Here is a 22,006-nt window from a genome sequence, read left to right as displayed (position 1 = left end):
TCGGCTTATTTTGAGCTGTACTTTAACAGGGCGTATATCGGGCACCAACCTGACAAGCCGGTCAGCATCAAGACGATACCGATCAGAAACAACGACCAAACGGCAATGGTGTTCATGGGAATATAAGTTGCCAGCAATAGAAGAACTCCGCCAACAAGGATTCTCGCGAATCTTTCAAAGGTATTTTGGTTTGTAGTGATTTTCATTTGACTCCTCCTTTTAGGGATAGTGAAAGTATAGTCCCCGGCGAAACGGCTGTAAAGAGTGAAATTTGCGCCGAGATCAAGCGATAACAATAAGTGATAATCCAGTGAATATAAACAAGTATTTGACGATCGGCCTGATCTTCCTCTCCCTGGCGTCCGCGGCCGGGGCGAAAGATCTCCGGGCGGTCAAGCTCAAGCGGTTTCTGGACCGTTACCAGTTCAGTCCTTTGCGCGGGCATGAACAAGAGATCCTTTATTGCGCCGATAAATTCGGCGTTGATTACCGTCTTTATTTGGCGATCGCCGGAGCGGAGAGCACCTACGGGAAAAGATACCCCAAAACGCATAACAACCTGACCGGCCACCGCAACGGCGATACGGTTTTTCAATCAATTTACTCGAACATTTATCAGACGAACAAGTTGATCGGACAGGCTGGCTACTACAAAAAATACCGCAAAACAAAGAACATTTGGGACCTGGTCTATGTTTATAAAGGAGTCCCCCCCTATGACCACTATGTTAAAAATCTCCGCTTTGTAATGGACACGATTACCGGAATCTCGGTTGAAGACGTCCGTAAGGAAGAGGCCGCCTGGCTGGCTAAGATCAATTCGCCTGAATATCTGGCGGAAGTGAGGCGAAAATTCCAGGAGGCCCAGCTGACGATCTGGAGCGCCCTCCGCTATGACCGGGCAAAGCCCGGCGAAGTTTCTCGGGTTGATGTTGCCAAGGAGGCGCAAGCGGCCCCGAAGATCAAGCGGCTGGAGCAGAACGTTTTTGTCTCAAGGAATAGGCTCGAGGTAGTCGAGGTTTTGGAAAAAGCCGGGCCTTAGCGTTTCCCCCACGGTTTTTTCCTGACGGAGAAGCCGAAGTACCCCAGCTCTTTTCCCAGCGAGTAGTAGTGGCCGTGAGAATAACAGATCAGTTCGGCCGCTTGCAGGTTGAGCGCCCCTTTTTTATCGATCAGTTTTTTGTCGGCGTGGATGGCCAGAACTTTGGCTAGAAACATGTCGTGCGAGCCGAGTTGCTGGATGTCGGTGACCCGGCATTCGATATTGACCGGGCTTTCGACGATCAGCGGGGCCTTCACGTGTTCCGCTTTCCCCGGGGTCAACTTGAGATGGAAAAACTTGTCCAGTTCTCTCCCGGTTTTTACGCCGCAAAAATCAGTCGCGAAGGCGAGGCGACGGTTGACCAGGTTGATCACAAACTCGCCACTCTTTTTAATGATCTGGTGGGAATAACGGGACGGGCGGATCGAGACAAAGGTCATAGCCGGTTCACTGCAGACCGTTCCGGTCCAGGCGACGGTTATAATGTTATGGTTTTCTTTTTTTTCGCCGCAAGAGACCATAACAACGGGGGCGGGGTAGAGCATGGTTCCGGGCTTCCAGATCGCTTTCTTCATTTTTCCATCTCCCGTAGAATTAATTGAAGCCTGCCGATCGGCAGACCAATGACATTATCGAGATCGCCGTCAACTTTTTCGATAAAACCTTCTTCTAGTTCCTGAATGCCGTAGGCTCCGGCTTTGTCGAGCGGCCGGCCGGTGGCGACATAATCGGCAATTAATTTGGCGGGGACTTCCTTCATCCGAACGATCGTGGCTTCCTGGCCGGAACGGCATTCCAGGGAATTAGAATTGACGACCGCGAAGCCGGTGATCACCCGGTGGCTCCGGCCGGAGAGGCCCTGCAGCATGGCTGTCGCTTCCGCCTGGTCTTTTGGTTTGCCGAGGATCCGGTCGCCGAGGACGACGATCGTGTCGGCTCCGACAATGAGTGCTCCTTTTTCTTTTTTGGCGACCGCTTTGGCCTTGGCGATGGCCGCTTTTTCGGCAAACTCTTCCGGGGAGCCGGCGACAATGGCTTCTTCGTTAACATCACTGACGACCACTTCAAAGGCCGGGGCGATCTTCTTCAGCAGTTCTTTGCGGCGTGGCGATGCGGAAGCGAGAATTATTTTTGTCATATGGGAATTATAGCAGAAGAGTGAGTGGGGTTAAGTTGATAAATTATTCTTTCTGAAGTTTATACTGTTGCTAATAAGTAAAAGAACTAAGTTTTTGATTTCTTCGTTGTCAAAGTTGTTTATTCTAATCTTAGCCTTAAAAGAATCTTCCCCCAATGCCTCAAAAAGCTTCCCAAACAATTCATCGGCAAATGCGCTTGAAATCATGGTGATCCCATTAAAATTGAAATGGATTTTGGAGCCGTTTTTTATTTCTATTAATGCCTTTTCTCGGAGCTCTCCTCCAATTTCCCTTGTTCCTAAGGAGAGTCCAATACTATTCAATTTGATTTCTTTAATATTATTCATCAATCCCACCAATTAATTCATTAATAGATTCATTTACAACAAGGCTAGTTTCCCCAAATATTTCCAACAAATTGATCGCGGCATTTCTGTTGATTCTTAATGATACCATAGTCCCCATATATTCTAAAGATGGACCTATAATTACTCCTTTTTCAGATAAAAGCAACTTGTTGCTGCCAGAGACGATTAATAACTGTCCTTTTCCTGCTCTTGCAATCTCAGAGCAGCCAAACAATCCAAAGCCGGGGCTTCCTTGTGGGTGGCCGGATTCGCTATTTATTGTTGACAATTTAAGTGCCTCTTCATTAGTAATGCCATGATATTTTTCCTTGCCTGAGGAGCGAAAAGATGAATGAATCCCTTGTCCCCCATCAATTATTGCAATATCAATGTTTTCTCCTAAGCTGGCTGCGCAGAAGTAGACGGTTCCAGAATAATCAACGCCTGTTGATTCATACATTTGATAGCCGTGAACGCCAGCATTGTCTACTATTTCCCACAATGCCCAGTTTAAAGCCTTTAGAACTGCGTCGGAAGGTTTCATGTCGTTTCTGATAACAGGGATTAACTTATTTACTGCGGCTAGACTTTCTTTGCTGTTTCTACATCTTAGAATCGGCACGCGAAATGTGTCCCAATATTTTTGCATTTCCTTCGGTTTTTCTTCGGATTTGATCAAGTTCATGATAGAAATAAGCCATCTTGATTTTTTTTCCTTTGGCGGAATAACCCTGCAATCATAACCAACTGATTTATATTTATCAGCCATCTTTGCAATAAATAGGATTCCTAGCACGGATATGGATTTGTTTTCTGAAAAATCAAAAACTAGAGGCTCACTAGCGCCTTGATGCTGGCCTTCTAAGAGAATTCCTGTTTGTTGTTCAAGGAGAACATCGAATTCTGCATGGCCCAATGTTGATGGTATTTTTATTAGCTTAGTCATTTTTGCTGTTCTAAAAAATCAATTTTATATGTTGGAGAGATTAATATTCGGGCTTTCAACAAGGAAGCGTCAAGCACTTGGAAATCAATGCAATAAAAAAATGGAGAGGGAAGGATTTGAACCTTCGAAGGCGTTAGCCGTCTGATTTACAGTCAGATGCGTTTGACCACTTCGCTACCTCTCCACTTGCTGTCGCTCGTAATTATCAAATGACCAATGACAAATGTCAAATAATAAAATGCCTCAAAATCACTCAAATCTTTGTCTTTCAAGAAACCGCGAAGTTTATTCGCAGGTTTCTTGAAGCTGTTATCCGACTCGGGAATCTCAAAATACTAAATTTAGGCGTTAACAAATTTTAAGAGAGCAGCCCGCTGAAACAGTTCGCGGGCTGGCTCTCTTTTATATAAAAAGGAAAAGAACCTATTTCCGTTTTTTGCTGCTTTTCTTTCTGCCGCGGGCCATCTTGGCGCGAGAGATATCTCCATTCTTGTCGATGAAATAGAGATAACCCTTCTCTTTCTTAACCCCGCACTTCATAACTTTCTCTGCCATTTTCTATTCACCTCCCCGTTGCCTCAGAACTTCGTACAGGACGATCCCTGTGGCGACCGATGCGTTGAGGGAATTAATTCTTCCTCGCATTGGCAGGCGGACAATCTCGGTGCAGCGTTCTTTGACCAATCGGGAAACCCCGTTTCCCTCGCTACCGATGACAAAGGCCGCCGGTCCCTTATAGTCACGAGTATTATATAATGCCTTCCCGTCTATTTCAACCGCAAAGACCGGAATTAGCTCGTCTTGAAGTTCGCGGACCGCTTCGGCAATGTTGGGGACCCGGATCACGGGGACGACTTCGGCCGCTCCCGTCGAGGTTTTGATGACGGTCGAAGTGACCGGGACCTGTCTAGCCTTGCGAATGATCACGGCGTGAACGCCGGCCGCTTCGGCGGTGCGGAGGATCGCGCCAAAATTATGCGGATCTTCAATGCCGTCTAAGACCAGAAGGAACGGCGGCTCTTTCCGCTCTTCCGCCAGTTGAATGACTTCGTCTAAGCTCCGATAATTAAACATTTCGCAGAGCCTCCTTAAAGATCCGGAGGGCGGCGTCGATCTCTTTTTTGGTAACGTTCAGCGCCGGGATAAAGCGGATGACCGTCCCGTCCTTGCCGGTGGAAATGAGCAAGAGGCCGTTCTTTAAACAATTTGCCATAACCTTTTTAACCGCGACGTTGTTTCCCAGATCAACGCCGATCAGCAGCCCCTGGCCGCGCACTTCTTTAATAATGGGGTACTCTTTAAGCGAGAGGAGTTCTTTCTTTAGATAAGTGCCAAGCTTGGCGGCATTGGCGAGAAGTTTTTCTTTTTTGATCGTTTCGATGGTCGCGATGGCCGCGGCGCAGCAGACCGGGTTGCCGCCGAAGGTCCCGCCGTGCGCTCCCGGCGCCCACTTGGCCATCAGTTCCGCGCTCGCGATGCAAGCCCCCAGAGGGAAGCCGGAGGCCAATCCTTTAGCTACGACCAAAATGTCTGGGGTCACCTCGGAATATTCGCAAGCAAACCATTTGCCGGTATGCCCCATCCCGGTCTGGACTTCGTCGATGATCAGCAGCGCCTGATATTTGTCGCAGAGAGCGCGGACTCCCTGGAGAAACCCGGACGGCGGAGCGATGTAGCCCCCTTCGCCAAGGATCGGTTCAATTATAACGGCGCCGATCTTCCAATCGTTTTCTTTTAACAAGCCTTCAACAACGGAAAGGTCAAACGGTGAAATATAGACCTCGGGCAGAAGCGGCTCATAGCCTTCGCGATATTTCATCTTGGAGGTGGTGAGCGAAAGGGCTCCCAGCGTCCGGCCGTGGAAGCCTCCCTGAAAAGCGATGATCCCCGGTTTTTTTGAGGCGTATTTGGCCAGCTTGATTGCCGCTTCAACCGCTTCGGTCCCGCTTTGGCAAAAGAAGGACTGGGCTTGCTTTATTGGAACGATCTTAGCCAATTCTTCTCCTAATTTAATGTAAGGCTCATAGAGGGCGACGCCGATACAAGTGTGGATTAACCGGTCGAGCTGTTTTTTAGCGGCGGCGACAACTTTGGGATGACAATGGCCGGTGATCGCGCAGGCGATGCCGGTCGCGAAATCAAGATATTTTTTCCCTTTTTCGTCGAACAGATAGGAGCCTTTTCCTTTAACAACGGAAAAGCCTTCGTAATATTTCCCCAAGACCGGCGGGAGGACTTTTTTGCTTCGTTTCTCGAGATTCATGGTGTTTTATTATACTGCAGATGTATGCTATACTCAAGGCGATGCGCAGGACAGCTATAGCCATAATTTTGTTGTTTTTTTTGGCCGCGAACGTAATTGCCGAAAACACCCCCGGACAAATAGTCGTTAAATTCAAGCCAGGTATTTTTTCCCCGACCGTCGCGGCCGGCGCGATCTCTTCCGCCCTTGTCGGCGCCGCGTCGATAAAAAGCTTGAACGCCAAGCACCGGATTTCCCGTTACAAGCAGATCTACAGCGAGGCGCTAAAGATTCGTCCCGACTGGAAATATCTGGAGAACGATTACGTTTTATATTACCCGACCGAGGAAAGCGACTCGGCGGTCCTGGCTGATTTCCAGAACGATCCAAACGTTCTATCCGCCCAAAAGAACGGGGTAGTGCGCGCTTTTCAGATAACGCCTAACGATACCTACTTTGGCCAAGAATGGGGGCTGGTCAAGATCAAGGCTCCCGAAGCTTGGGAGCGGACGACCGGTTCCGCTTCGAATATAGTCGCGATCCTGGATACCGGATTGAACTACAACCATGAAGATATTGCCGGCAAAGTCGATTTGGCTCACGCCCGCGATCTTTATAACGGGGACAACGACCCCATGGACGATAACGGCCACGGCACGGCGGTTGCCGGCGTGATCGGCGCGATCTCCAATAATGCCAAAGGGATTGCCGGGGTTGACTGGGGAGTGACTCTCCTGCCGATCAAGGTCTTGAACCGTGACGGCGTCGGCGACCCGGCAACGATCAGCTCGGGACTGGCCTACCTGGCCGCTCTGAAGTCATCGGGCGTTAATATTACCGCGATTAACTTAAGCCTTGGCCAGTACAACGAAGGCTCGGACATGTATGTCGAAGAAAACCCGGCCAACTTGCGCGACCGCTGCCAGGAAGCCTACAACGAGGGGATCGTTATTGTCGCCGCCGCGGGGAACGGGAGCGTTGATTGGAATACTTATCCGGCATATTACCCGACCGTTATCGCGGTTGCCGCGACTGATTCAACCGATAAGCGCTCGGTCTGGAGCGGGCTGGATGAGCAAACGTTTCGAACCCAGGCTTCAAACTATGGGACCTGGGTCGACATCAGCGCGCCGGGGTCCGGGATTTTCAGCACCAATAAAGATGGTTCTTACAGCAACGGGTGGAACGGGACATCTCTGGCCGCCCCTTTTGTGGCTGGGGCGGTTTCTTTGCTTAAGGCGGCTGAATCAACTTTGACCAACGTTCAAATAATGGAAAGGCTGAAAAAAACCACCGACCCGATCGATAGTTTGCAGGAAGAAACTTATCGCGGCTTGCTGGGTACGGGACGGCTGAATGTCAGCCAGGCGGTCACCGGATTGATCACGGAAATCACTTTGCCGGCCAACGGAAGTTACATTAAAGGAACGGTTTCAATAAACGGGACCGCCAGCGGCTGGAATTTTTCCGGCTACACGATCGAAGCTTATCGCGGCGATTTGCTGGAAACGGTCGTGGTCCATAGTCCATTAGCGGTCGAAGAAGGGCTCTTGGCCAGCTGGGATACCAGCCCGCTTAATGGGGCGTTAAGGCTTAGGCTTCGGGCTTCTTCGTCAGCGGGGGGAACGTCAGAGGCGGCGATTAACGTTATTGTTGATAATTTGGTCCCGGACGCGGTCATTACCGACCCAACCAGTGGAGGGTCCATTGAAGGGAAAGTAACGATTACCGGGCGAGCAACGGATGAAAATCTGGATACTTATTTATTGGAATACGGCGCCGGCAGTTCTCCCTCCGCCTATCAGCAGTTGGGCGTTTTTTATAGTTCAATCAGCGGGGCCCTGGCAACCTGGGAAACCTCCGGTTTGGACGGACTTTATACGATCCGTCTGACCGCCGCCGATAAGGCGGGGAATGTTTCCACGGCCAGCGTGTCGGTGAACATTAAAAAAGTCGGGGCAACTTTATCGCCCGGAATCCTGACTTACGCGTTGCCGAATCCCTTCGATCGCCAGAACGGGACCGGCACCACCTTTTATTACCAATTGCAAGCGAATGCCGATTCATCGATCAGCCTTTTTGACCTTAGCGGGAACATGCTCTGGCAGAGAAACTTCACGGCGGGTGAAAACGGCGCCAAAGCAGGCGCGAATAATCCGGCGTGGGATGGTCGGAACATGTTCCGGACGAACGTCCAAGCCGGGGTTTATTTGTACCAGATTATTTCCGACCGCAAAGTTGTCGGCCGCGGTAAAGTGATCGTCCTCAACTAGAAGTTCAGAGTTCCTTCAAAAGAAAGTAGGCTGGCGTTAAAGTCGTCGTTTGCATTATTAAGATTGTGATATTCAACATTTTTTAATGAAGCGAGAAGTGAAACGCTCGACATGACCGGATTATCGACCGGAATATTGATGTTCAGGCCGATCGATTGGGTCAACTTTTTAATCTTTATAACCTGGACGATCCCGCTTTGGACTTCCCCGCCGTTCATTTCATCCGTGCGGTCATAAACCAGCGATCCCCAGCTGAAGATCTGGTAACTGGCCTTGCTGGTGACCACTGTTTTATCAAGGGTATTGTTCGCGATGAGGTCGTAAGTCTTTTTTAGGCTGTAATCGGAGCTAAGGCTAAGCTTCGGGATCGCGTTGAAGGTCAGGGAGGCGGAAAGCGTGTCGTTCCTGGTTTCGGTCGTGATCGGCGAAGTTACGGCGTCGGTCCGGTTTTTATAGTCCTCTCTCGCGTAGCCGAGGCTGATCGGAACGACCGGGATCGGATTTAAAGAGAGAGTGTAGCCTTGAGAAAAAGAATTGGTGAAAGTCCCGACCTGAACGTTGCCGGACGGGGCGCGCTGGATGCTGTCGGACAGGGCATAGCGGGAAGAGAGCGAGATCGCCCGGAAGGAAAAAACCGACCAAGCGGCATCGCCAGCTTTAGTTCGGCCGGTGGTTTTAAATGAAGAGCCGGTTTCCGGGATTGCTTCGCTCCGGGCGTAGCTGCCGCCGAACGAGAGCCAGCCGAACGGCGTGTACTTGGCGCCGACCGATGAACGTTCGGAACGGGGGTTTTCCTGGCCCAGGACGTACGAGACCCTTTCCTGGCGATTGTGATCCAGAGCGCTGGAGAGGAAGCTAAATGGTTGAATGTCCATGTGGTAGGTTTCATTAATGGTTTCCGAACGAGCCTCCGGAGTCGGCAGGTATTTGCGCTCAAAATGCTCCTGGCGAGAGGCTTGGGTCGTCCAGCGCTGCAGCTTGCCGAGGCTCAATCCGGTCAGGTCAAGCGACATTGAATAGGAATTATCCTGAACATTGTTCCTGGCGGTTTGCGCTTCCAGGGAGTTGATCGTAATCGGTTCGCTTTCCTGATGATCAACACTGAAGGCGAGGTTCTTGGTCAGGCCGCCGCTGACGTTATAATGAAAGGACTTAGACGTGGAGGCGGAATAATTTGTCCGGTCGACAACGTCGGACTTGGATTGGCTAAAGCCGACGTCCCCTTTGGTTGCGATCGATAATTCTCCCCTGGCGAAGGTCGCGGGGGTGATGCTGGCCGAATAAGAATCTTGTTCATTATCGCTGGCGTGCAAGCCCCCGGCCGAAGGATCGTCGAGGGAAGTATATTTTCGGAAGCTGAACCCGATGGCGGCCAAACCGTTGGGGTTGACGCTGGTGGAAAAAGAGTGATCCCAGCTGCGCAGGAACTTGTCGCGGGCGGAGCCGACCGGGTTTTGATTGTATTTGTACGAATAGCTGGTGCTTAACGCGTGATAACCGGGCGTAAAGCCGAGATTGTATTCCTCGTACTCGGACCCGGCCCCGGAAACGGCCGAGCCAAGCGGCGCGAACTCAAAGCCGATTTTTTTGGTCGTGCCGCTGACGCTTAATTTATTGTCGAAAAGATTGACCCCCGCGCCCAGGCGGAAAGCGGTGTCCGATTTGAGCTTCGTCGTATCGGCGAAGCCGGCCGGATCCTGATATTTATATTCGACGACGATCGCGTCGGCCGAAGTCGGGGTGATGTAGTAAAAGGATAAATTGATCGTCCGCTTGTCCGGGTTGCTGATGAAATAATCGGCGTCTTTGTTGAGCAGGGAATTATTGACGTAAACGTTGTCGGACCCATCGATGATGTCGCCGGGAGAGGTGAGGACGTAGTTTTTGGTGCCGTTGCCGCGGAAGCTCTCCAGGCTGGTGTCGCCGATGATTACCTGGTCCGACTCGCTCTTGGCCCACGATGAATTGATGTTGAAGACGTCGCCGATTTTGAAGCTGCCGTCGACCCCGATCGCCGACATGGAAATGTCTTCATTGTTGCCGGAAGTCTCGGCGATATACTGGTAAAGCACCTGAAAATTGGCGGTGGTCGAAAGTTCCTTGTTGAACGTAACGGACGTGTTGTCTTTGTTATAGTTAATAAAGTAGCCGGTGTCGCCGGCGTTCGCTTCGAAGCTGGAATTTCTAATGTAAGTGGTAATGACCGACGACCCCTGCTCCCAAACTTGAATGGTTTCCGATCCGGGGACGATATTTTTCACGTTGCGCAGGTAATAGGGGCCTTTGGTCCCGTTTCCGACGCCGGCATATTTGCTGACGATACTTTTTTTATAGGTATAAGAAACTGTGACCTCGTCGGAGGGAAGGATTGTGTTTTGAAAATAGATCGTCCCGGTTCCAAGCCCGTCCGTCAAATCAGTCCGATCGTTAATGTAGGCCAACGGCACGTTCGGGGTCGTGATGACATAGCCGGTCGCCGGATCAAGCGCGGTTGTCGGAATTATATAATCAACTTCCCAGGTCAGCAGATAACTGATCCCCCCGCGCTGGACCCGAACGGTGAAGGCCGCTTCATCCGTTGGCTGGATTGGCCGATTGCTTAGATAAGCCAGATTGTTTTTACTGATGATGTCCTGACCGGAAAAATAATCGATCGTGCTGGTGGTCGGCGCCCCGCCGCCTTTCTTCGCGCTTTCCTTCAAATAAGTAACGCCCACCTTCATTTCCTTGGGAAACTTTGAGACTTCTTCTTGCGGCAGGGTCAAGACGTTGAATTTGTAGCCGGCCTTAACCGTTGAAGTGGGACCGATGATCACGCCGAAAATAATCTGTCCCGATTCGTAGTTGATGGTGTAATCAAGGTCGCGGACAAAGAGCTTGCCGTCAACTTCAATTCGTTCGCTTTCCGGGACCAAGTTTACGTTTTTGGTCCGGTACGGTCCGCGGCTGCCGATCCCGGGGATCGATTCGGTTTCGCTGGATGTTTGGTAATATCGATATTCGACCGATAAAACCTCCTCGGTTGAAGGGAGAAATCTGGTTAACAGTTTGATCTCGCCGGAGTCATAACGAATAATGTAGTCTTCGTTCTTTTTTAGCTTAGTCCCCATGAAAGTCAGCGTTTCGCTGAATTTGATCAGCGGGGAAGCTTTGAGGCGGTATTGTCCGGAAGCTTCGTTTTCCTGGATCTCCGCTTCCAGCGATCCGGTCGAGGGAAAGACCTCACGGACCGAAATTGTCGCCGGTTCCGGTTTGGGCGCGGTTTTGCCGATCTTTTCCGGATCGATCGTAAAGCGGGATTGCAAACCGAAGAAATCGCGGCGGGAAAGGGACGGGAAGAAAAGGTCGATGATATTGGTGTATTCGTAGCTGTACTTAAATTCATCCGTTTGACTTAACTGCCGGTTAAAAGTGATCTTGCCTTCAAAGTAGTCGATGGTGTAATCGACGTTCCGGAGGAGGACGTTGTCGTTGAGCAGCAAGACTTCCGACCCTTCGACGATCCCTCCGTGCCCAAGGTTGTATGGCCCGCGGGTATTATTCCCTTTTTGGGAGATCAGGGCCTGGGTTTGGCTCTTCAGTTTGGCCGATGGGACGACCGTAACATCGTACCAGGTGTCTTTTGAGGTGAGCATGACGCCATTGAGGGTTTTGGAAGCTGAAACGAATTCATTGCCGGAAAAGTTGGCGGTCAAGTCGCCGAACGCCAGCTCGGTATTATAATATTTAACTTTTACGTCAAACCGCTCCGGCGATTCGGGCTGCTGTTCGAGATCGTAACTGACGGAAAGGTCCTTTGATAATTGGCCGAGGATCCGCAATTGGAGCCGTTCCTGCCAGGGGCCGCCGCTGTAAGTTGGGGCGAAACCGCCTAATTGGGAGAGGGCGTTGAAGTATTGTTTGTCCGGACTAACGCTAATCGTCTTGGTTTCGTACTTCTTATAACCGGAAATGTCAATCTGGGGGTAGCTTTCCGCTTGCGCCCAAGCAACGCCAGCGGCAAGCCAGAGCATTGCCGACAACACAACCGCAATTGTGGCTTTAACTCGCAACATCAAGTGTTTTAGCTATACTTCTTAACGATCAGGGTCGCGTTATGGCCGCCAAACCCAAACGACTCGGAGAGGGCGGTGTTAATGGTCATTTTTCGGGCCTTGTTCGGCACATAGTCGAGGTCGCAATCCGGGTCGGGGTTTTCGTAGTTGATGGTCGGAGGGGCGAGATCATTCATGACCGAGAGGATGGTAGCGATGAATTCGACCGCGCCGGACGCGCCCAATAAGTGCCCAACCATTGATTTGTTGGAGCTGATCGCTAATTTTTTAACATGAGCGCCAAAAGCGGTCTTCAGCGCCATCGTTTCGTATTTATCGTTAAGTTCGGTAGATGTTCCGTGAGCGTTAATATAGTCGATCTGTTCCGGCTTGAGGTCGGCGTCTTTGATCGCGGCCAAGATCGCCCGGACCGCTCCTTCGCCGCCCGGCGCCGGAGCGGTGATATGGTTGGCGTCGCCGCTCATGCCGTAGCCGATAACTTCAGCGTAGATCTTCGCGCCGCGGGCCAGCGCCGATTCCAGGGCTTCCAGAACCACAATACCGGAGCCTTCGCCCATGACAAACCCGTTCCGTTCCTTGTCAAACGGCCGGCTGGCGCGCAAAGGTTCATCGTTGCGGGTCGAAAGGGCTTTGGCGGCGGCAAAACTGGCTATGCCGAGCGGGGTAATGCAGGCCTCGGTCCCGCCGGCGAGCATCGCCTTGGCGGCGCCGCGTTGAATACATTTGAAAGCTTCACCGATGGAGTTGGTGCCGGAAGCGCAAGCGGTCACGACGCAGGAATTGGGGCCTTTGGCGCCGGTGATGATTGAAGCGTAACCGGCCGCCATATCAGCGATCATAAAAGGAACGGTGAACGGCGAGAGTCGGTCCGGCCCTTTGCTGTGCAAGGTCCTGGCCGCTTCTTCAAGGACGTCCAACCCGCCGATCCCGGAGCCAATCAGCACCCCGATGTCGTTAGCGTTATCCGGGCCGATGGTCAGGTTGGCGTCGGCAATCGCCAGCTTAGAGGCGGCGACGGCGAATTGGATGAAGCGAGCCATCCGGCGCGCGTCTTTTTTGTCTAAAAACCGGGACGGGTCGAAATCCTTGACCTCGCCGGCGATCTTGGCGTCAAAACCAGTGGTGTCAAACCGGGTGATCTGCGTGATCCCGTTCCGGCCGGCGACTAAGTTTTGCCAAAAAACATCGTGGCCAATACCGATAGGGGAGATAATTCCCAGCCCGGTAACTACAACTCTTTGTGCCATCAAGATTGAGCCTCCTCAAATTCCTTGACCAATTCGGCGACGATCTTCGCGGCCGGTTTGATGGTCCGATCGGGGATCTTCCAAATATAAGCGCCGGAAAAAACAACCCCGTTGTCAACATCGCCGACTTGGGCGTTCTTCAGCGCTTGGATGATGCAATATTCGTAGGAGCAATGCCTCAAACAGAAATCGCAGCCGATCGGTTTGGGCGCGGTCTTGCCGAGGATCTTAGCGACAAAAGCGGTCTTGATCGCCCGGCCGGGCATGCCGACGGGCGAGGAGATCTTGACGATATCGTCCTTGGTTGCTTTTTGGTAAACTTCTTTGAAGGCTTTGGCGGCGTTGCATTCTTCCGACAGGACGAACCGGGTCGCGATCTGGACTCCGTCGGCCCCGGCCTTGAAAGCCTTCAGCATTTCCGCTCCGTTGATGATTCCCCCGGCGGCGATGACCGGAAGCTTGGTCGCCTGGCGGACCTCCGGGAGGATCTCCCAGATGGAGCGGTCAGTGCCAAGGTGCCCGCCGGCTTCAACTCCTTCCACCACAATGGCGGTGGCGCCTAGCTTCTCGGCGGTCGCGGCCAGTCGGCCGGTCGAAACGATTGAAACGATGGGGGTATTGCCTTCTTGCCCGATCTTAAAGATATCGCGCGAGAAACCAGCCCCGCTGATGATCAAGTCGATCTTTTCCTGGATCGCGGTCTGGACCAGTTCGAAAAATTCACGGGCGGCAAACATGATGTTGACAGCAACGATCCCGCCTGCCGCCCGTTCACGAGCTATTCTGATCTCTTTGCGAAGTTCGTCAAGTGCCATACCAGAAGCGCCGATCACGCCGATGGCGCCGGTCGCGGCGACCGCGCCGGCCAGCGCGCCGGTCGAGATCCTGACGGCCATCCCGCCCTGAATGATTGGGATCTTAGCCGTAAAGGGACCAATTTTTAATTCTGGTAGGTTCATGATTTTTACTTCTTTCCGTGAGCCATCACGTAAGTCATTGTGTCACCGATTGTCTTGATTTTTTCCGCGTCTTCGTCCGGGATCTCCATGCCGAAGGCTTCCTCGAGCGCCATGACCAGCTCAACTGTGTCAAGTGAGTCGGCGCCCAGATCATCGACAAAGGAAGACTCTCGGGTAATTTCTGATTCAGAAACACCCAGCTGTTCTGCAACAACCTTTTTTACTGCCTCAAAAGCTTTTTGTTCGTCCATTCCGTCACCCCCTCTTTCAATTATTATATCATCGATGCCAATAGTTCGTCGTCTATCCGCCAGAGGCGGATTACATGTACATGCCGCCGTTAACCGCGAGGACCTGGCCGGTAATATAATCGGCTTCGGCGCTCGCCAGAAAAACAGCCGCGTTGGCGATATCTTCAGGTTGGCCAAGTTTCCCTGCCGGGATCTGGGCCATCATCTTCTGCTTGACCTCATCGGTCAGCTTATCGGTCATCGCGGTCTGGATAAAGCCCGGGGCGATAGCGTTGGCCGTGATGTTGCGCGAAGCAAGCTCCTTGGCCACGGTCTTTGTGAACGCGATCACGCCGCCCTTGGTCGCCGCGTAATTGGCCTGGCCGAAATTTCCCATTTGGCCGACAATGCTGGCGATCGAGATTATTTTACCGTATCGTTGTTTCATCATCAAGATGGAAACCGTTTGCGTGCAGTTGAAGACCCCGGTCAGGTTGACCCCCAGAACGGCGTCCCATTCTTCCTTTTTCATCCGGATGAGCAGGTTGTCCTTGGTGATCCCGGCGTTATTGACCAGGATGTCGATCCGGCCGAAATGTTTGTGGGCTTCAGCAACCCCGGCCTGGACGTCGGCCAGGTCGGAGACGTTGGATTTGATGGCGAAGGTCTTAACTCCCAGCTTGGCGATCTCATCGGCGGTCTGTTTCGCCAGGTCCAGATTAATATCGGAAACGATAATGTTCGCCCCTTCTTTGGCGAACGCGACGGCGATCGACTTGCCAATCCCTTGGGCGGCCCCGGTAATGAACGCGACTTTATCAGTTAATCTCTTCATATGAAATTACCTCCACGTTTGCTGAAATTTTCTTGATCAACCCGGCCAGGACCTTGCCGGGACCGACTTCAACGAATTTGGTTACTCCCGTTTCGATCATGTTCTTGATCGAATCCTCCCAAAGGACCGAGGAACAGACCTGCCGGTAGAGCAGCCCTTTAATCTCTGTCGCCGAAATTGTCGGTCTGGCGGTGACATTGGCAAAGACCGGCACTTGCGGGTCATTAATTGGGAGGGCGTCGATCAGCGGTTTAAGCCGATCGGCCGCCGGCTTCATTAAGGGACAATGAAAAGGGGCGGAGACAGCCAGCGGGATGACTTTTTTAACGCCAGCCGCTTTCAGCTTTTCCCCGGCCGCCTCAACTTTTTCTTTTTTGCCTGAAATCACGATCTGTCCGGGCGAATTGAAATTGGCCGGCCAGACTTCGCCGATCTCGGCGCAGATCTCCACGATCTTGGCCCGTTCGCCGCCGAGCAGGGCGGCCATCGCGCCGACTCCCATGGGGACCGCTTCTTGCATAAAAAGTCCGCGCTGATTGACGGTCTTAACCCCGTCTTCAAACGAGAGGGCTCCGGCGGCGTAAAGAGCCGAATATTCACCCAGGCTGTGTCCAGCAACAAAATCCGGCTTCAGCCCCTTAGCGCGCAAGAGCTCAAATGCGGCGACGCTAACGGCAAAGATCGCCGGCTGCTGGATTGCCGTTTTTTTTAGCTCATCTTCCGGCCCTTCCAGGCAGCGCTTTTTTAAATCGAAGCCCAAGGCCTGATTGGCCCGGTCGAGCAGACCCTCGGCGAAGCCTTTCCCCATGCCAATGGCTTGAGACCCCTGGCCGGGGAATACGAACGCTAGTTTCATAAATGCCCCTTACTGGCGCAATTCTTTGAGCTTCTTGATCAGAAGCGGAACAATTTCCAAAACGTCGCCGACAATTCCGTAGGTCGCGACCTTGAAGATCGGAGCGTCAGGGTCTTTGTTGATAGCGATAATAGTATCGGAGCTTTGCATACCGACTAAATGCTGGATCTTGCCGGAAATGCCGCAGGCGATGTAAAGTTTTGGCGAAACGGTCTTCCCGGTCTGTCCGACCTGGTGGTGAGCGGAGATCCAGCCAGCGTCAACCGTGGCGCGCGAGGCGCCGACCGCGCCACCTAAGAGGGAGGCCAGTTCTTCCAGTAACGCGAAGTTTTTGGCGTCGGCGATGCCGCGGCCGCCGGAGACGATGATCTCCGCTTCGGCCAGGTTTACTTTCACGCTTTCATCCTGAACGATAGCGAGGAGCTTAACGATCAGGTCTTCTTTGTTTAAGACGGGATTGAATTTGATGACCTGACCGGCGACCGGTTTGTCGAGCGGAGTCTTTTTGAAGACCTTTGGCCGGACGGTCGACATTTGCGGCCGATGGTTTGGCGAAACGATCGTCGCCATGATATTGCCGCCGAAAGCCGGACGGGTCTGTTGCAGGATCTTTTTTTCCGGATCAATCGCCAAACCGGTGCAGTCGGCGGTCAGACCGGCGCCGATCCTGATTGCCAGGCGGGCGGCCAGGTCGCGGCCTTGCGTCGTGGCGCCAAGCAGAAAGATCTCCGGTTTATGTTTGGTGATCATTTCGGAGATCGCCCGGGTATAAGGTTCGGTGTGATAATGTTTAAGCTCGGGATGGATGATCAGATAGACCTTGTTGGCGCCATAATGAAAAAGGTGTTCAACCTCTTCTTCGATGTTTTGGTCGCCGCAGAGAACGGCCGCCAGTTCGCATTTCAGGTCGGCCGCTAATTTACGGCCCTCGGAGAGCAGTTCATAAGAGATCGATTGGATTTTGCCTTCCCGTTGTTCGGCGAAGACCCAAACGTTTTTATAAGCGGAAAGATCTTTGGCGGCGGAGAGTTCTTTCTTGAGCTCAATGGCGTTGAATTTGCAAGTCGCGACGCAGGCGCCGCAGAGAGTGCAGACGTCAAGGTTGATGGAAGCCTTCTTTTTGGGTTTCGTCCCGCCAACCGCGGCGAGCTCAATCATCGTGATCGCGGCGAAAGGACAACCCTTAACGCACAGAGTGCAACCAGTACACTTATCCAGCACCGTAATGCTCATAAACCACCTTTATAAATCTTTGGATTAAACTAGCTTGCGTTCTTTTAATTTATCGATTAACTTGCCAACCATATCAGCCGGTTCTCCGCTCAGGATTTCGCCGCCTCCCTTGGGCGGAGGAGTGAAGATCTTAACCACCTTAGTGGGCGAACCATTAAGGCCGATATTTTTGGGGTCGGCTTGAATATCCTGGGCGCTAAGCGTCTTGATCTCCGCTTTCTTGGCTCTCATTAAGCCTTTAAGGGAGGGAAGCCGTGGTTCGTTGATCTGCTTGACCACGGTAACCAAACAGGGGAGAGGAATGGAGACGATCTCGTTAACCTCTTCAAGTAAGCGCTCGACCTTGAGGCCGGCTTCTTCTTTGGCAACTTTAACGGCAAAGGTGACTTGCGGCAGATTGAGCCACTCGGCGATGCCGGGGCCGACCTGGGCGGTATCGCCGTCGACTGCTTGCTTGCCGCAGAGGATAAGGTCGAACTTGCCGGTCTTTTTTATCGCTTGGGCTAAAGTGTAGGAGGTCGCCCAGGTGTCCGAACCGGCAAAGGCCCGGTCGGAAACGAGAAAGGCTTCGTCCGCTCCCATGGCGATCGAAGTGCGGAGCGCTTCCGTCGCTTGGGGCGGCCCCATAGTAATGACAGTGACTTTGCCGCCGTGCTGGTCGCGCAGTTGCAGGGCCGCTTCCAAGGCGTTTTCGTCCATTGGGTTAATAATGGAAGGGACCCCGTCACGAACCAGAGTGTTCGTTTCCGGGTTGATCCTGACTTCGGTTGTATCGGGAACTTGCTTAATACAAACGACGATGTCCATTACTTCTTTATGCTTTCCTTGATCAGGGCTAAACCGATCTGATTGCGTTGGATCTGGTTGGTCCCTTCATAGATCTGGGTGATCTTGGCATCGCGGGCCATCTTTTCGACCGGGTATTCTTTCATATAGCCGTAGCCGCCGAAGACCTGGATCGCGTCGATAGTGACCTTCATGGCGACGTCGGAAGCAAAAAGCTTGGCTTCGGAAGCCGACAGGGTGAAATCCTTGTGCCCGGCGTCGATCATCCTGGCGACGGCGTAAACCAGCGCCCTGGCCGCTTCGATCTGGGTCGCCATATCAGCCAGCATGTGCTGGATCGCTTGCAGGGCAATGATCGGCTTGCCAAACTGGATCCTCTGTTTGGCGTATTTGATCGATTCATCAAGCGCTCCCTGGGCGATGCCGACCGCCTGGGCGCCGATCCCCGGCCGGGTCATGTCGAGGGTCCTCATCGCGACGATAAAGCCCATTCCTTCTTTACCGAGGAGCTGGCTCTTGTGGATCTTGCAGTCCTGGAAGACCAATTCGCGGGTCGCGGAGCAGCGGATCCCCATTTTGTTCTCTTTTTTGCCGAAGGTGAACCCCGGGGTCCCTTTTTCCACGATAAAGGCCGAGGCGCCGCGCGGCCCCTTGGTCTTATCGGTAATGGCGATCACGGAATAGGTGTCGGCTTCGCCGCCGTTGGTAATCCATTGCTTGGTCCCGTTGAGGACATAGTAATCGCCCTCTTTGACCGCGGTTGTTTCCAGGCCGGCGGCGTCAGAACCGGCGTTGGCTTCTGTTAAACCGAAGGCGGCCAGTTTTTTGCCGGCGGCGATCGGCGGCATATATTTCTTTTTTTGTTCTTCAGAGCCAAAAAGGAGGATAGGGGTGGAGCCAAGAGCGGAAGCGGCAAAAGTCACGCCAACGCCGCCGCAAACCCGGCTGATTTCTTCGGTCGCTAAACAGAAATTGAAAACGCTGGCTCCCATGCCGCCATAAGCTTCATCAATGTAAAGGCCGCACAGGTCGGCTTCCGAGAAAGCTTTTAACGCTTCCCAGGGGAACTCTCCGGTTTCGTCCCATTCGGCTCGCTTGGGGAGCGCTTTTTCCGTGGCAACTTTACGGGCCAGGTCGCGGATCATCTTCTGTTCCTCGGTCAATAAATAATCCAACATTATGGTTCCTCCTAAATGGCCAACGGAAATTACCAGATTATAGCGTTGGCTCCGTAAGTCAAACCTGCGCCGAAACCGGACAGGATGACGAGGTCGCCGCGCTTTAATCTTCCTTCAGTCGCCGCCTCGTCAAGTGCGAGGGGAACAGAAGCAGCCGAGGTATTTCCGTATTTTTGGAGATTAACATAAACTTTTTCTTTTGGCAACCCCATTTTCTTGATAACGTGGTCAATAATCCGGGTGTTGGCCTGATGGGGAATTAGTAAGTTCACGTCGTCAAGCGACCGGCCGGTCGCTTTCAAGACTTCGGCGATAGAGGTTTCCAGCGCCCGAACGGCGAACTTGAAAACCTCCTTGCCGTCCATCCGAATAAAGCGTCCATTTTTGTTCTCTGGGTCCCGGCTGCCGCCTCCCGGCATGACCAGTGATTGCCTCAAGCTCCCCTCGGCTTTCCAGAAGTTCCCGATAACGCCCGGTTCCTTGTCGGCCTTGAGGACGACCGCTCCGGCGGCATCTCCGAAGAGGATGCAGGTCCCGCGATCAGTCCAGTCCAGGTACTTGGTAAGAGTATCGGCCCCGACCAAGAGGATGGTTTTATGACGGCCGGCTTCGATCAGGCTGCTGGCGACAGCCAGGCCATAGTTGAAGCCGGAGCAAGCGGCAGATAGATCGAACGCGGCGGCATTCGCGGCCTTTAGCTTGTCTTGTAAAATACACGCGACGGAGGGGAAAAGGGTGTCCGGAGAACAAGTGCAAACAATAATGAGTTCGATCTCGGCGGCGGAAACCTTGGCGTTGGCCATCGCCCGCTCGGCGGCGATAACCGCCAGGTCAGAGGTCGCGGTCGCGTCATCGGTGACCCGCCGTTCCCGGATCCCGGTCCGTTCCCGGATCCATTCATCCGAGGTCTCGACTATCTTCGACAGGTCGTCGTTGGTCACGATTTTCGCGGGAATACAGGAACCGGTGCCGATTATTTTAGCTTTCATTGTTCTTTCTCCAGTTTTGAGATCCGGCCGACGATGTCCTGATTGTGGGCTTCGTAGGCGGCCCGGACCGCGTTTTTTATCGCCTTGGCCTTGGCCCGGCCATGGGCTTTTATCACAATGCCGTTAATCCCGAGCATTGGCGCCCCGCCGTATTCGTCGTAATCGGTCTTTTTTTTGATCCCGGCAAAGGCCGGGAGGAGGAGGAAGGCGGCGAAGTAGGTGATCGGGTTTTTGGTGAGTTCTTTTTTGATCAGGTCAAAGAGGAAGCCGCTGACCGATTCGCCGAATTTAAGCGCCAGGTTGCCGACAAAGCCGTCGCTGACCACGACATCGAGCTCGCCGGAGAAGACCTCTTTTGGCTCGACATTCCCGACAAAGTTGATCGGAGCCGACTTGAGCAGCGGCCAGGCCTCGGTCGTCAGCGTGTTCCCTTTTTCTCTTTCTTCCCCGATGTTGAGCAGCCCAACCCGGGGAGCTTTAACGTGCAGGACGTATTCGACGAATTGCGCCCCCATCTCGGCAAATTGCATTAATTGTTTGGGTTTGCAGTCGGAATTGGCGCCGATATCGAGCATTAAGACCGGTCGTTTTTTAGTTGGGAAAAAGCCGGCGATCGCCGGCCGTTCGATCCCGGGAATTCGTCCCAGGCCGAAAAGGGAAGCGGCCATTAAAGCGCCGGTATTACCGGCCGAAACCAGGGCGACCGCTTCCTTGTTTTTGACTAGGGCAACGGCGAGGTTGAGAGAGGAATTCTTTTTTTGCTTGACCGCCGAAACCGGAGCTTCATTATTGGTAATGACCTCTTCGGCGTGGACAACAGAGAGACTCCCCTTTTTTTTATATTTGGAGAGCTCTTTGCTGATTTTATCGGCTTTCCCGACCAGGATCAGTTCGATAGGAAGTTCAAGCGAAGCCTGGACCGCTCCTTTGACGATTTCCGCGGGGGCATGATCGCCCCCCATCGCGTCAATCGCGATTCGGATCACTTATTTCTGCCCCTTTTTCTTCTCCTTGAGCTTGATGACCTGTTTTCCTTTGTAGCTGCCGCAGGCCAAGCAGGCTTGATGGGAAAGGATCGGGGCGCCGCATTGCGGGCACTTGCTGACGTTGGGGGCCTTCATCACGTAATTTGAGGCGCGTCGTTTCCCCTGTCTTGAGTTCGAATGTCGCTTCTTTGGTACTGGCATGTTTACACTCCTTTACAATTAATATCGCACAGGGACTTGATCGGCAGAGAGAGCAAAATGTTTTGGCGGATCAACTCATCCAGGTCGATACAATTGTCATTATCGATCGGATAAACAAAATCACTTTCCTTGAGCTCGATCTCTTTTCCTTTTCGCTGCGGCGCGGTCTCCCGGGCGTAATTTTCCTCGATTGAAAGCTCGATCGGCCGCCGATAGCGCTTCAGACAGCGGGCGCACTCCAGTTCGATCTCGGCTTGGACCGTCCCTTTGACCAAAACGGATGTCCCGGTATTGATCAGATGGAGCTTAACTTTAACCGGCTGGGTCAGGATAAGGTTATCTTCAGGGAACGAGATTTGTTCGGAATCCTCGACCTCCCCTTCATTTCCAACCTGGCGAAGCAGTTCATTTAGCTCAATCTTCACAAAAAGAAATTATACTTAAAAATAGGGGTAATTGTCA

At 52.6% G+C, this 22,006-nt stretch carries 23 protein-coding genes and 1 tRNA gene; 2 read left to right on the top strand and 22 right to left on the bottom strand.

The genetic code is table 11. The features are described from left to right. Positions 1-5: 5 nt before the first annotated feature. Complete coding sequence (locus tag WC772_04705) at positions 6-206, bottom strand: DUF2892 domain-containing protein (GenBank protein ID MFA6170052.1); 201 nt, start codon at positions 204-206, stop codon at positions 6-8. Positions 207-310: 104 nt separating this feature from the next. Between WC772_04705 and WC772_04700 the strand changes: the two genes are divergently transcribed. After that, entirely contained in the window at positions 311-1,042 is a 732-nt protein-coding gene (locus tag WC772_04700) for a hypothetical protein (GenBank protein ID MFA6170051.1), read from the top strand. On the opposite strand, the gene WC772_04695 is transcribed toward WC772_04700, so the two are convergent. The 8 genes from WC772_04695 to WC772_04660 form a co-directional block, all read right to left on the bottom strand. After that, a complete protein-coding gene (locus WC772_04695; GenBank protein MFA6170050.1) occupies positions 1,039-1,617 on the bottom strand; it encodes a flavin reductase family protein in 579 nt (192 codons plus the stop codon). The genes WC772_04700 and WC772_04695 overlap by 4 nt on opposite strands. After that, positions 1,614-2,180 (bottom strand): Maf family protein, encoded by a 567-nt coding sequence (locus tag WC772_04690; protein ID MFA6170049.1) that lies wholly within the window; start codon positions 2,178-2,180, stop codon positions 1,614-1,616. Before WC772_04690 ends, WC772_04695 begins: the two co-directional genes overlap by 4 nt. A 30-nt stretch (positions 2,181-2,210) precedes the next feature. Beyond that, positions 2,211-2,528 carry an STAS-like domain-containing protein gene (locus tag WC772_04685; GenBank protein ID MFA6170048.1) on the bottom strand — a complete coding sequence of 106 codons (318 nt, stop codon included), beginning with the start codon at positions 2,526-2,528 and terminating at the stop codon, positions 2,211-2,213. Beyond that, positions 2,521-3,474: a hypothetical protein gene (locus WC772_04680; GenBank protein ID MFA6170047.1), complete on the bottom strand. Its 954-nt coding sequence runs from the start codon at positions 3,472-3,474 to the stop codon at positions 2,521-2,523. Before WC772_04680 ends, WC772_04685 begins: the two co-directional genes overlap by 8 nt. Positions 3,475-3,575: 101 nt before the next feature. Continuing rightward, positions 3,576-3,658, bottom strand: a tRNA-Tyr gene (locus WC772_04675). A gap of 239 nt (positions 3,659-3,897) precedes the next feature. Continuing rightward, positions 3,898-4,029, bottom strand: a complete 132-nt coding sequence (locus WC772_04670) for a hypothetical protein (protein ID MFA6170046.1) — start codon at positions 4,027-4,029, stop codon at positions 3,898-3,900. Positions 4,030-4,032: 3 nt separating this feature from the next. Further along, positions 4,033-4,548 (bottom strand): 23S rRNA (guanosine(2251)-2'-O)-methyltransferase RlmB, encoded by a 516-nt coding sequence (gene rlmB, locus WC772_04665; protein MFA6170045.1) that lies wholly within the window; start codon positions 4,546-4,548, stop codon positions 4,033-4,035. Beyond that, positions 4,541-5,737, bottom strand: a complete 1,197-nt coding sequence (locus tag WC772_04660; protein MFA6170044.1) for an aminotransferase class III-fold pyridoxal phosphate-dependent enzyme — start codon at positions 5,735-5,737, stop codon at positions 4,541-4,543. Before WC772_04660 ends, rlmB begins: the two co-directional genes overlap by 8 nt. Positions 5,738-5,805: 68 nt before the next feature. On the opposite strand from WC772_04660, the gene WC772_04655 reads away from it, so the two are divergent. Continuing rightward, positions 5,806-7,989, top strand: a complete 2,184-nt coding sequence (locus WC772_04655; protein MFA6170043.1) for a S8 family serine peptidase — start codon at positions 5,806-5,808, stop codon at positions 7,987-7,989. Here the strand turns inward: WC772_04655 and WC772_04650 are convergent. The 13 genes from WC772_04650 to WC772_04590 form a co-directional block, all read right to left on the bottom strand. After that, the gene (locus tag WC772_04650; GenBank protein ID MFA6170042.1) at positions 7,986-12,044 is read right to left on the bottom strand and encodes a hypothetical protein; all 4,059 of its coding nucleotides are present in this window, start codon (positions 12,042-12,044) and stop codon (positions 7,986-7,988) included. The two genes, WC772_04655 and WC772_04650, sit on opposite strands and share 4 nt — an antisense overlap. An 8-nt stretch (positions 12,045-12,052) precedes the next feature. Further along, positions 12,053-13,291: a beta-ketoacyl-ACP synthase II gene (fabF, locus tag WC772_04645; GenBank protein ID MFA6170041.1), complete on the bottom strand. Its 1,239-nt coding sequence runs from the start codon at positions 13,289-13,291 to the stop codon at positions 12,053-12,055. Then, complete coding sequence (locus WC772_04640; GenBank protein ID MFA6170040.1) at positions 13,291-14,250, bottom strand: nitronate monooxygenase; 960 nt, start codon at positions 14,248-14,250, stop codon at positions 13,291-13,293. Before WC772_04640 ends, fabF begins: the two co-directional genes overlap by 1 nt. Positions 14,251-14,255: 5 nt before the next feature. Beyond that, the gene (gene acpP, locus WC772_04635) at positions 14,256-14,501 is read right to left on the bottom strand and encodes an acyl carrier protein (protein ID MFA6170039.1); all 246 of its coding nucleotides are present in this window, start codon (positions 14,499-14,501) and stop codon (positions 14,256-14,258) included. 70 nt (positions 14,502-14,571) lie between these two features. Continuing rightward, positions 14,572-15,315 carry a 3-oxoacyl-[acyl-carrier-protein] reductase gene (gene fabG / locus WC772_04630; protein ID MFA6170038.1) on the bottom strand — a complete coding sequence of 248 codons (744 nt, stop codon included), beginning with the start codon at positions 15,313-15,315 and terminating at the stop codon, positions 14,572-14,574. After that, on the bottom strand, positions 15,299-16,171 hold the full coding sequence (gene fabD / locus WC772_04625; protein ID MFA6170037.1) for an ACP S-malonyltransferase: 873 nt from the start codon (positions 16,169-16,171) through the stop codon (positions 15,299-15,301). The genes fabG and fabD overlap by 17 nt, the downstream gene beginning before the upstream one ends. 9 nt (positions 16,172-16,180) lie before the next feature. Continuing rightward, a complete protein-coding gene (locus WC772_04620) occupies positions 16,181-17,404 on the bottom strand; it encodes an electron transfer flavoprotein subunit alpha (protein ID MFA6170036.1) in 1,224 nt (407 codons plus the stop codon). Positions 17,405-17,428: 24 nt separating this feature from the next. After that, on the bottom strand, positions 17,429-18,211 hold the full coding sequence (locus WC772_04615; GenBank protein MFA6170035.1) for an electron transfer flavoprotein subunit beta/FixA family protein: 783 nt from the start codon (positions 18,209-18,211) through the stop codon (positions 17,429-17,431). After that, positions 18,211-19,365 (bottom strand): acyl-CoA dehydrogenase family protein, encoded by a 1,155-nt coding sequence (locus WC772_04610; protein ID MFA6170034.1) that lies wholly within the window; start codon positions 19,363-19,365, stop codon positions 18,211-18,213. The genes WC772_04615 and WC772_04610 overlap by 1 nt, the downstream gene beginning before the upstream one ends. Before the next feature lie 32 nt (positions 19,366-19,397). Further along, a complete protein-coding gene (locus WC772_04605) occupies positions 19,398-20,357 on the bottom strand; it encodes a beta-ketoacyl-ACP synthase III (protein MFA6170033.1) in 960 nt (319 codons plus the stop codon). Then, positions 20,354-21,343, bottom strand: coding sequence for a phosphate acyltransferase PlsX (gene plsX / locus WC772_04600; GenBank protein ID MFA6170032.1), 990 nt, complete (start codon positions 21,341-21,343; stop codon positions 20,354-20,356). Before plsX ends, WC772_04605 begins: the two co-directional genes overlap by 4 nt. Further along, positions 21,344-21,544 (bottom strand): 50S ribosomal protein L32, encoded by a 201-nt coding sequence (gene rpmF / locus WC772_04595; GenBank protein ID MFA6170031.1) that lies wholly within the window; start codon positions 21,542-21,544, stop codon positions 21,344-21,346. It lies immediately after the preceding gene. A gap of 2 nt (positions 21,545-21,546) precedes the next feature. Continuing rightward, positions 21,547-21,969, bottom strand: a complete 423-nt coding sequence (locus WC772_04590) for a DUF177 domain-containing protein (GenBank protein MFA6170030.1) — start codon at positions 21,967-21,969, stop codon at positions 21,547-21,549. Positions 21,970-22,006: the final 37 nt, after the last annotated feature.

Source organism: Candidatus Margulisiibacteriota bacterium (assembly GCA_041661965.1).
GTDB lineage: Bacteria > Margulisbacteria > WOR-1 > O2-12-FULL-45-9 > XYB2-FULL-48-7 > XYB2-FULL-45-9.
The sequence above is the reverse complement of the archived record's forward strand: the minus strand, read 5'-3'. Positions and strand labels throughout refer to the sequence as shown.

Excerpts from the sequence above, each read along its gene's own strand:
- WC772_04705 (MFA6170052.1), bottom strand. The coding sequence starts at position 206 with ATGAAAATCACTACAAACCAAAATACCTTTGAAAGATTCGCGAGAATC.
- WC772_04695 (MFA6170050.1), bottom strand. The coding sequence starts at position 1,617 with ATGAAGAAAGCGATCTGGAAGCCCGGAACCATGCTCTACCCCGCCCCC.
- WC772_04690 (MFA6170049.1), bottom strand. The coding sequence starts at position 2,180 with ATGACAAAAATAATTCTCGCTTCCGCATCGCCACGCCGCAAAGAACTG.
- WC772_04685 (MFA6170048.1), bottom strand. The coding sequence starts at position 2,528 with ATGAATAATATTAAAGAAATCAAATTGAATAGTATTGGACTCTCCTTA.
- WC772_04680 (MFA6170047.1), bottom strand. The coding sequence starts at position 3,474 with ATGACTAAGCTAATAAAAATACCATCAACATTGGGCCATGCAGAATTC.
- WC772_04670 (MFA6170046.1), bottom strand. The coding sequence starts at position 4,029 with ATGGCAGAGAAAGTTATGAAGTGCGGGGTTAAGAAAGAGAAGGGTTAT.
- rlmB (MFA6170045.1), bottom strand. The coding sequence starts at position 4,548 with ATGTTTAATTATCGGAGCTTAGACGAAGTCATTCAACTGGCGGAAGAG.
- WC772_04660 (MFA6170044.1), bottom strand. The coding sequence starts at position 5,737 with ATGAATCTCGAGAAACGAAGCAAAAAAGTCCTCCCGCCGGTCTTGGGG.
- WC772_04650 (MFA6170042.1), bottom strand. The coding sequence starts at position 12,044 with ATGTTGCGAGTTAAAGCCACAATTGCGGTTGTGTTGTCGGCAATGCTC.
- fabF (MFA6170041.1), bottom strand. The coding sequence starts at position 13,291 with ATGGCACAAAGAGTTGTAGTTACCGGGCTGGGAATTATCTCCCCTATC.
- WC772_04640 (MFA6170040.1), bottom strand. The coding sequence starts at position 14,250 with ATGAACCTACCAGAATTAAAAATTGGTCCCTTTACGGCTAAGATCCCA.
- acpP (MFA6170039.1), bottom strand. The coding sequence starts at position 14,501 with ATGGACGAACAAAAAGCTTTTGAGGCAGTAAAAAAGGTTGTTGCAGAA.
- fabG (MFA6170038.1), bottom strand. The coding sequence starts at position 15,315 with ATGAAGAGATTAACTGATAAAGTCGCGTTCATTACCGGGGCCGCCCAA.
- fabD (MFA6170037.1), bottom strand. The coding sequence starts at position 16,171 with ATGAAACTAGCGTTCGTATTCCCCGGCCAGGGGTCTCAAGCCATTGGC.
- WC772_04620 (MFA6170036.1), bottom strand. The coding sequence starts at position 17,404 with ATGAGCATTACGGTGCTGGATAAGTGTACTGGTTGCACTCTGTGCGTT.
- WC772_04615 (MFA6170035.1), bottom strand. The coding sequence starts at position 18,211 with ATGGACATCGTCGTTTGTATTAAGCAAGTTCCCGATACAACCGAAGTC.
- WC772_04605 (MFA6170033.1), bottom strand. The coding sequence starts at position 20,357 with ATGAAAGCTAAAATAATCGGCACCGGTTCCTGTATTCCCGCGAAAATC.
- rpmF (MFA6170031.1), bottom strand. The coding sequence starts at position 21,544 with ATGCCAGTACCAAAGAAGCGACATTCGAACTCAAGACAGGGGAAACGA.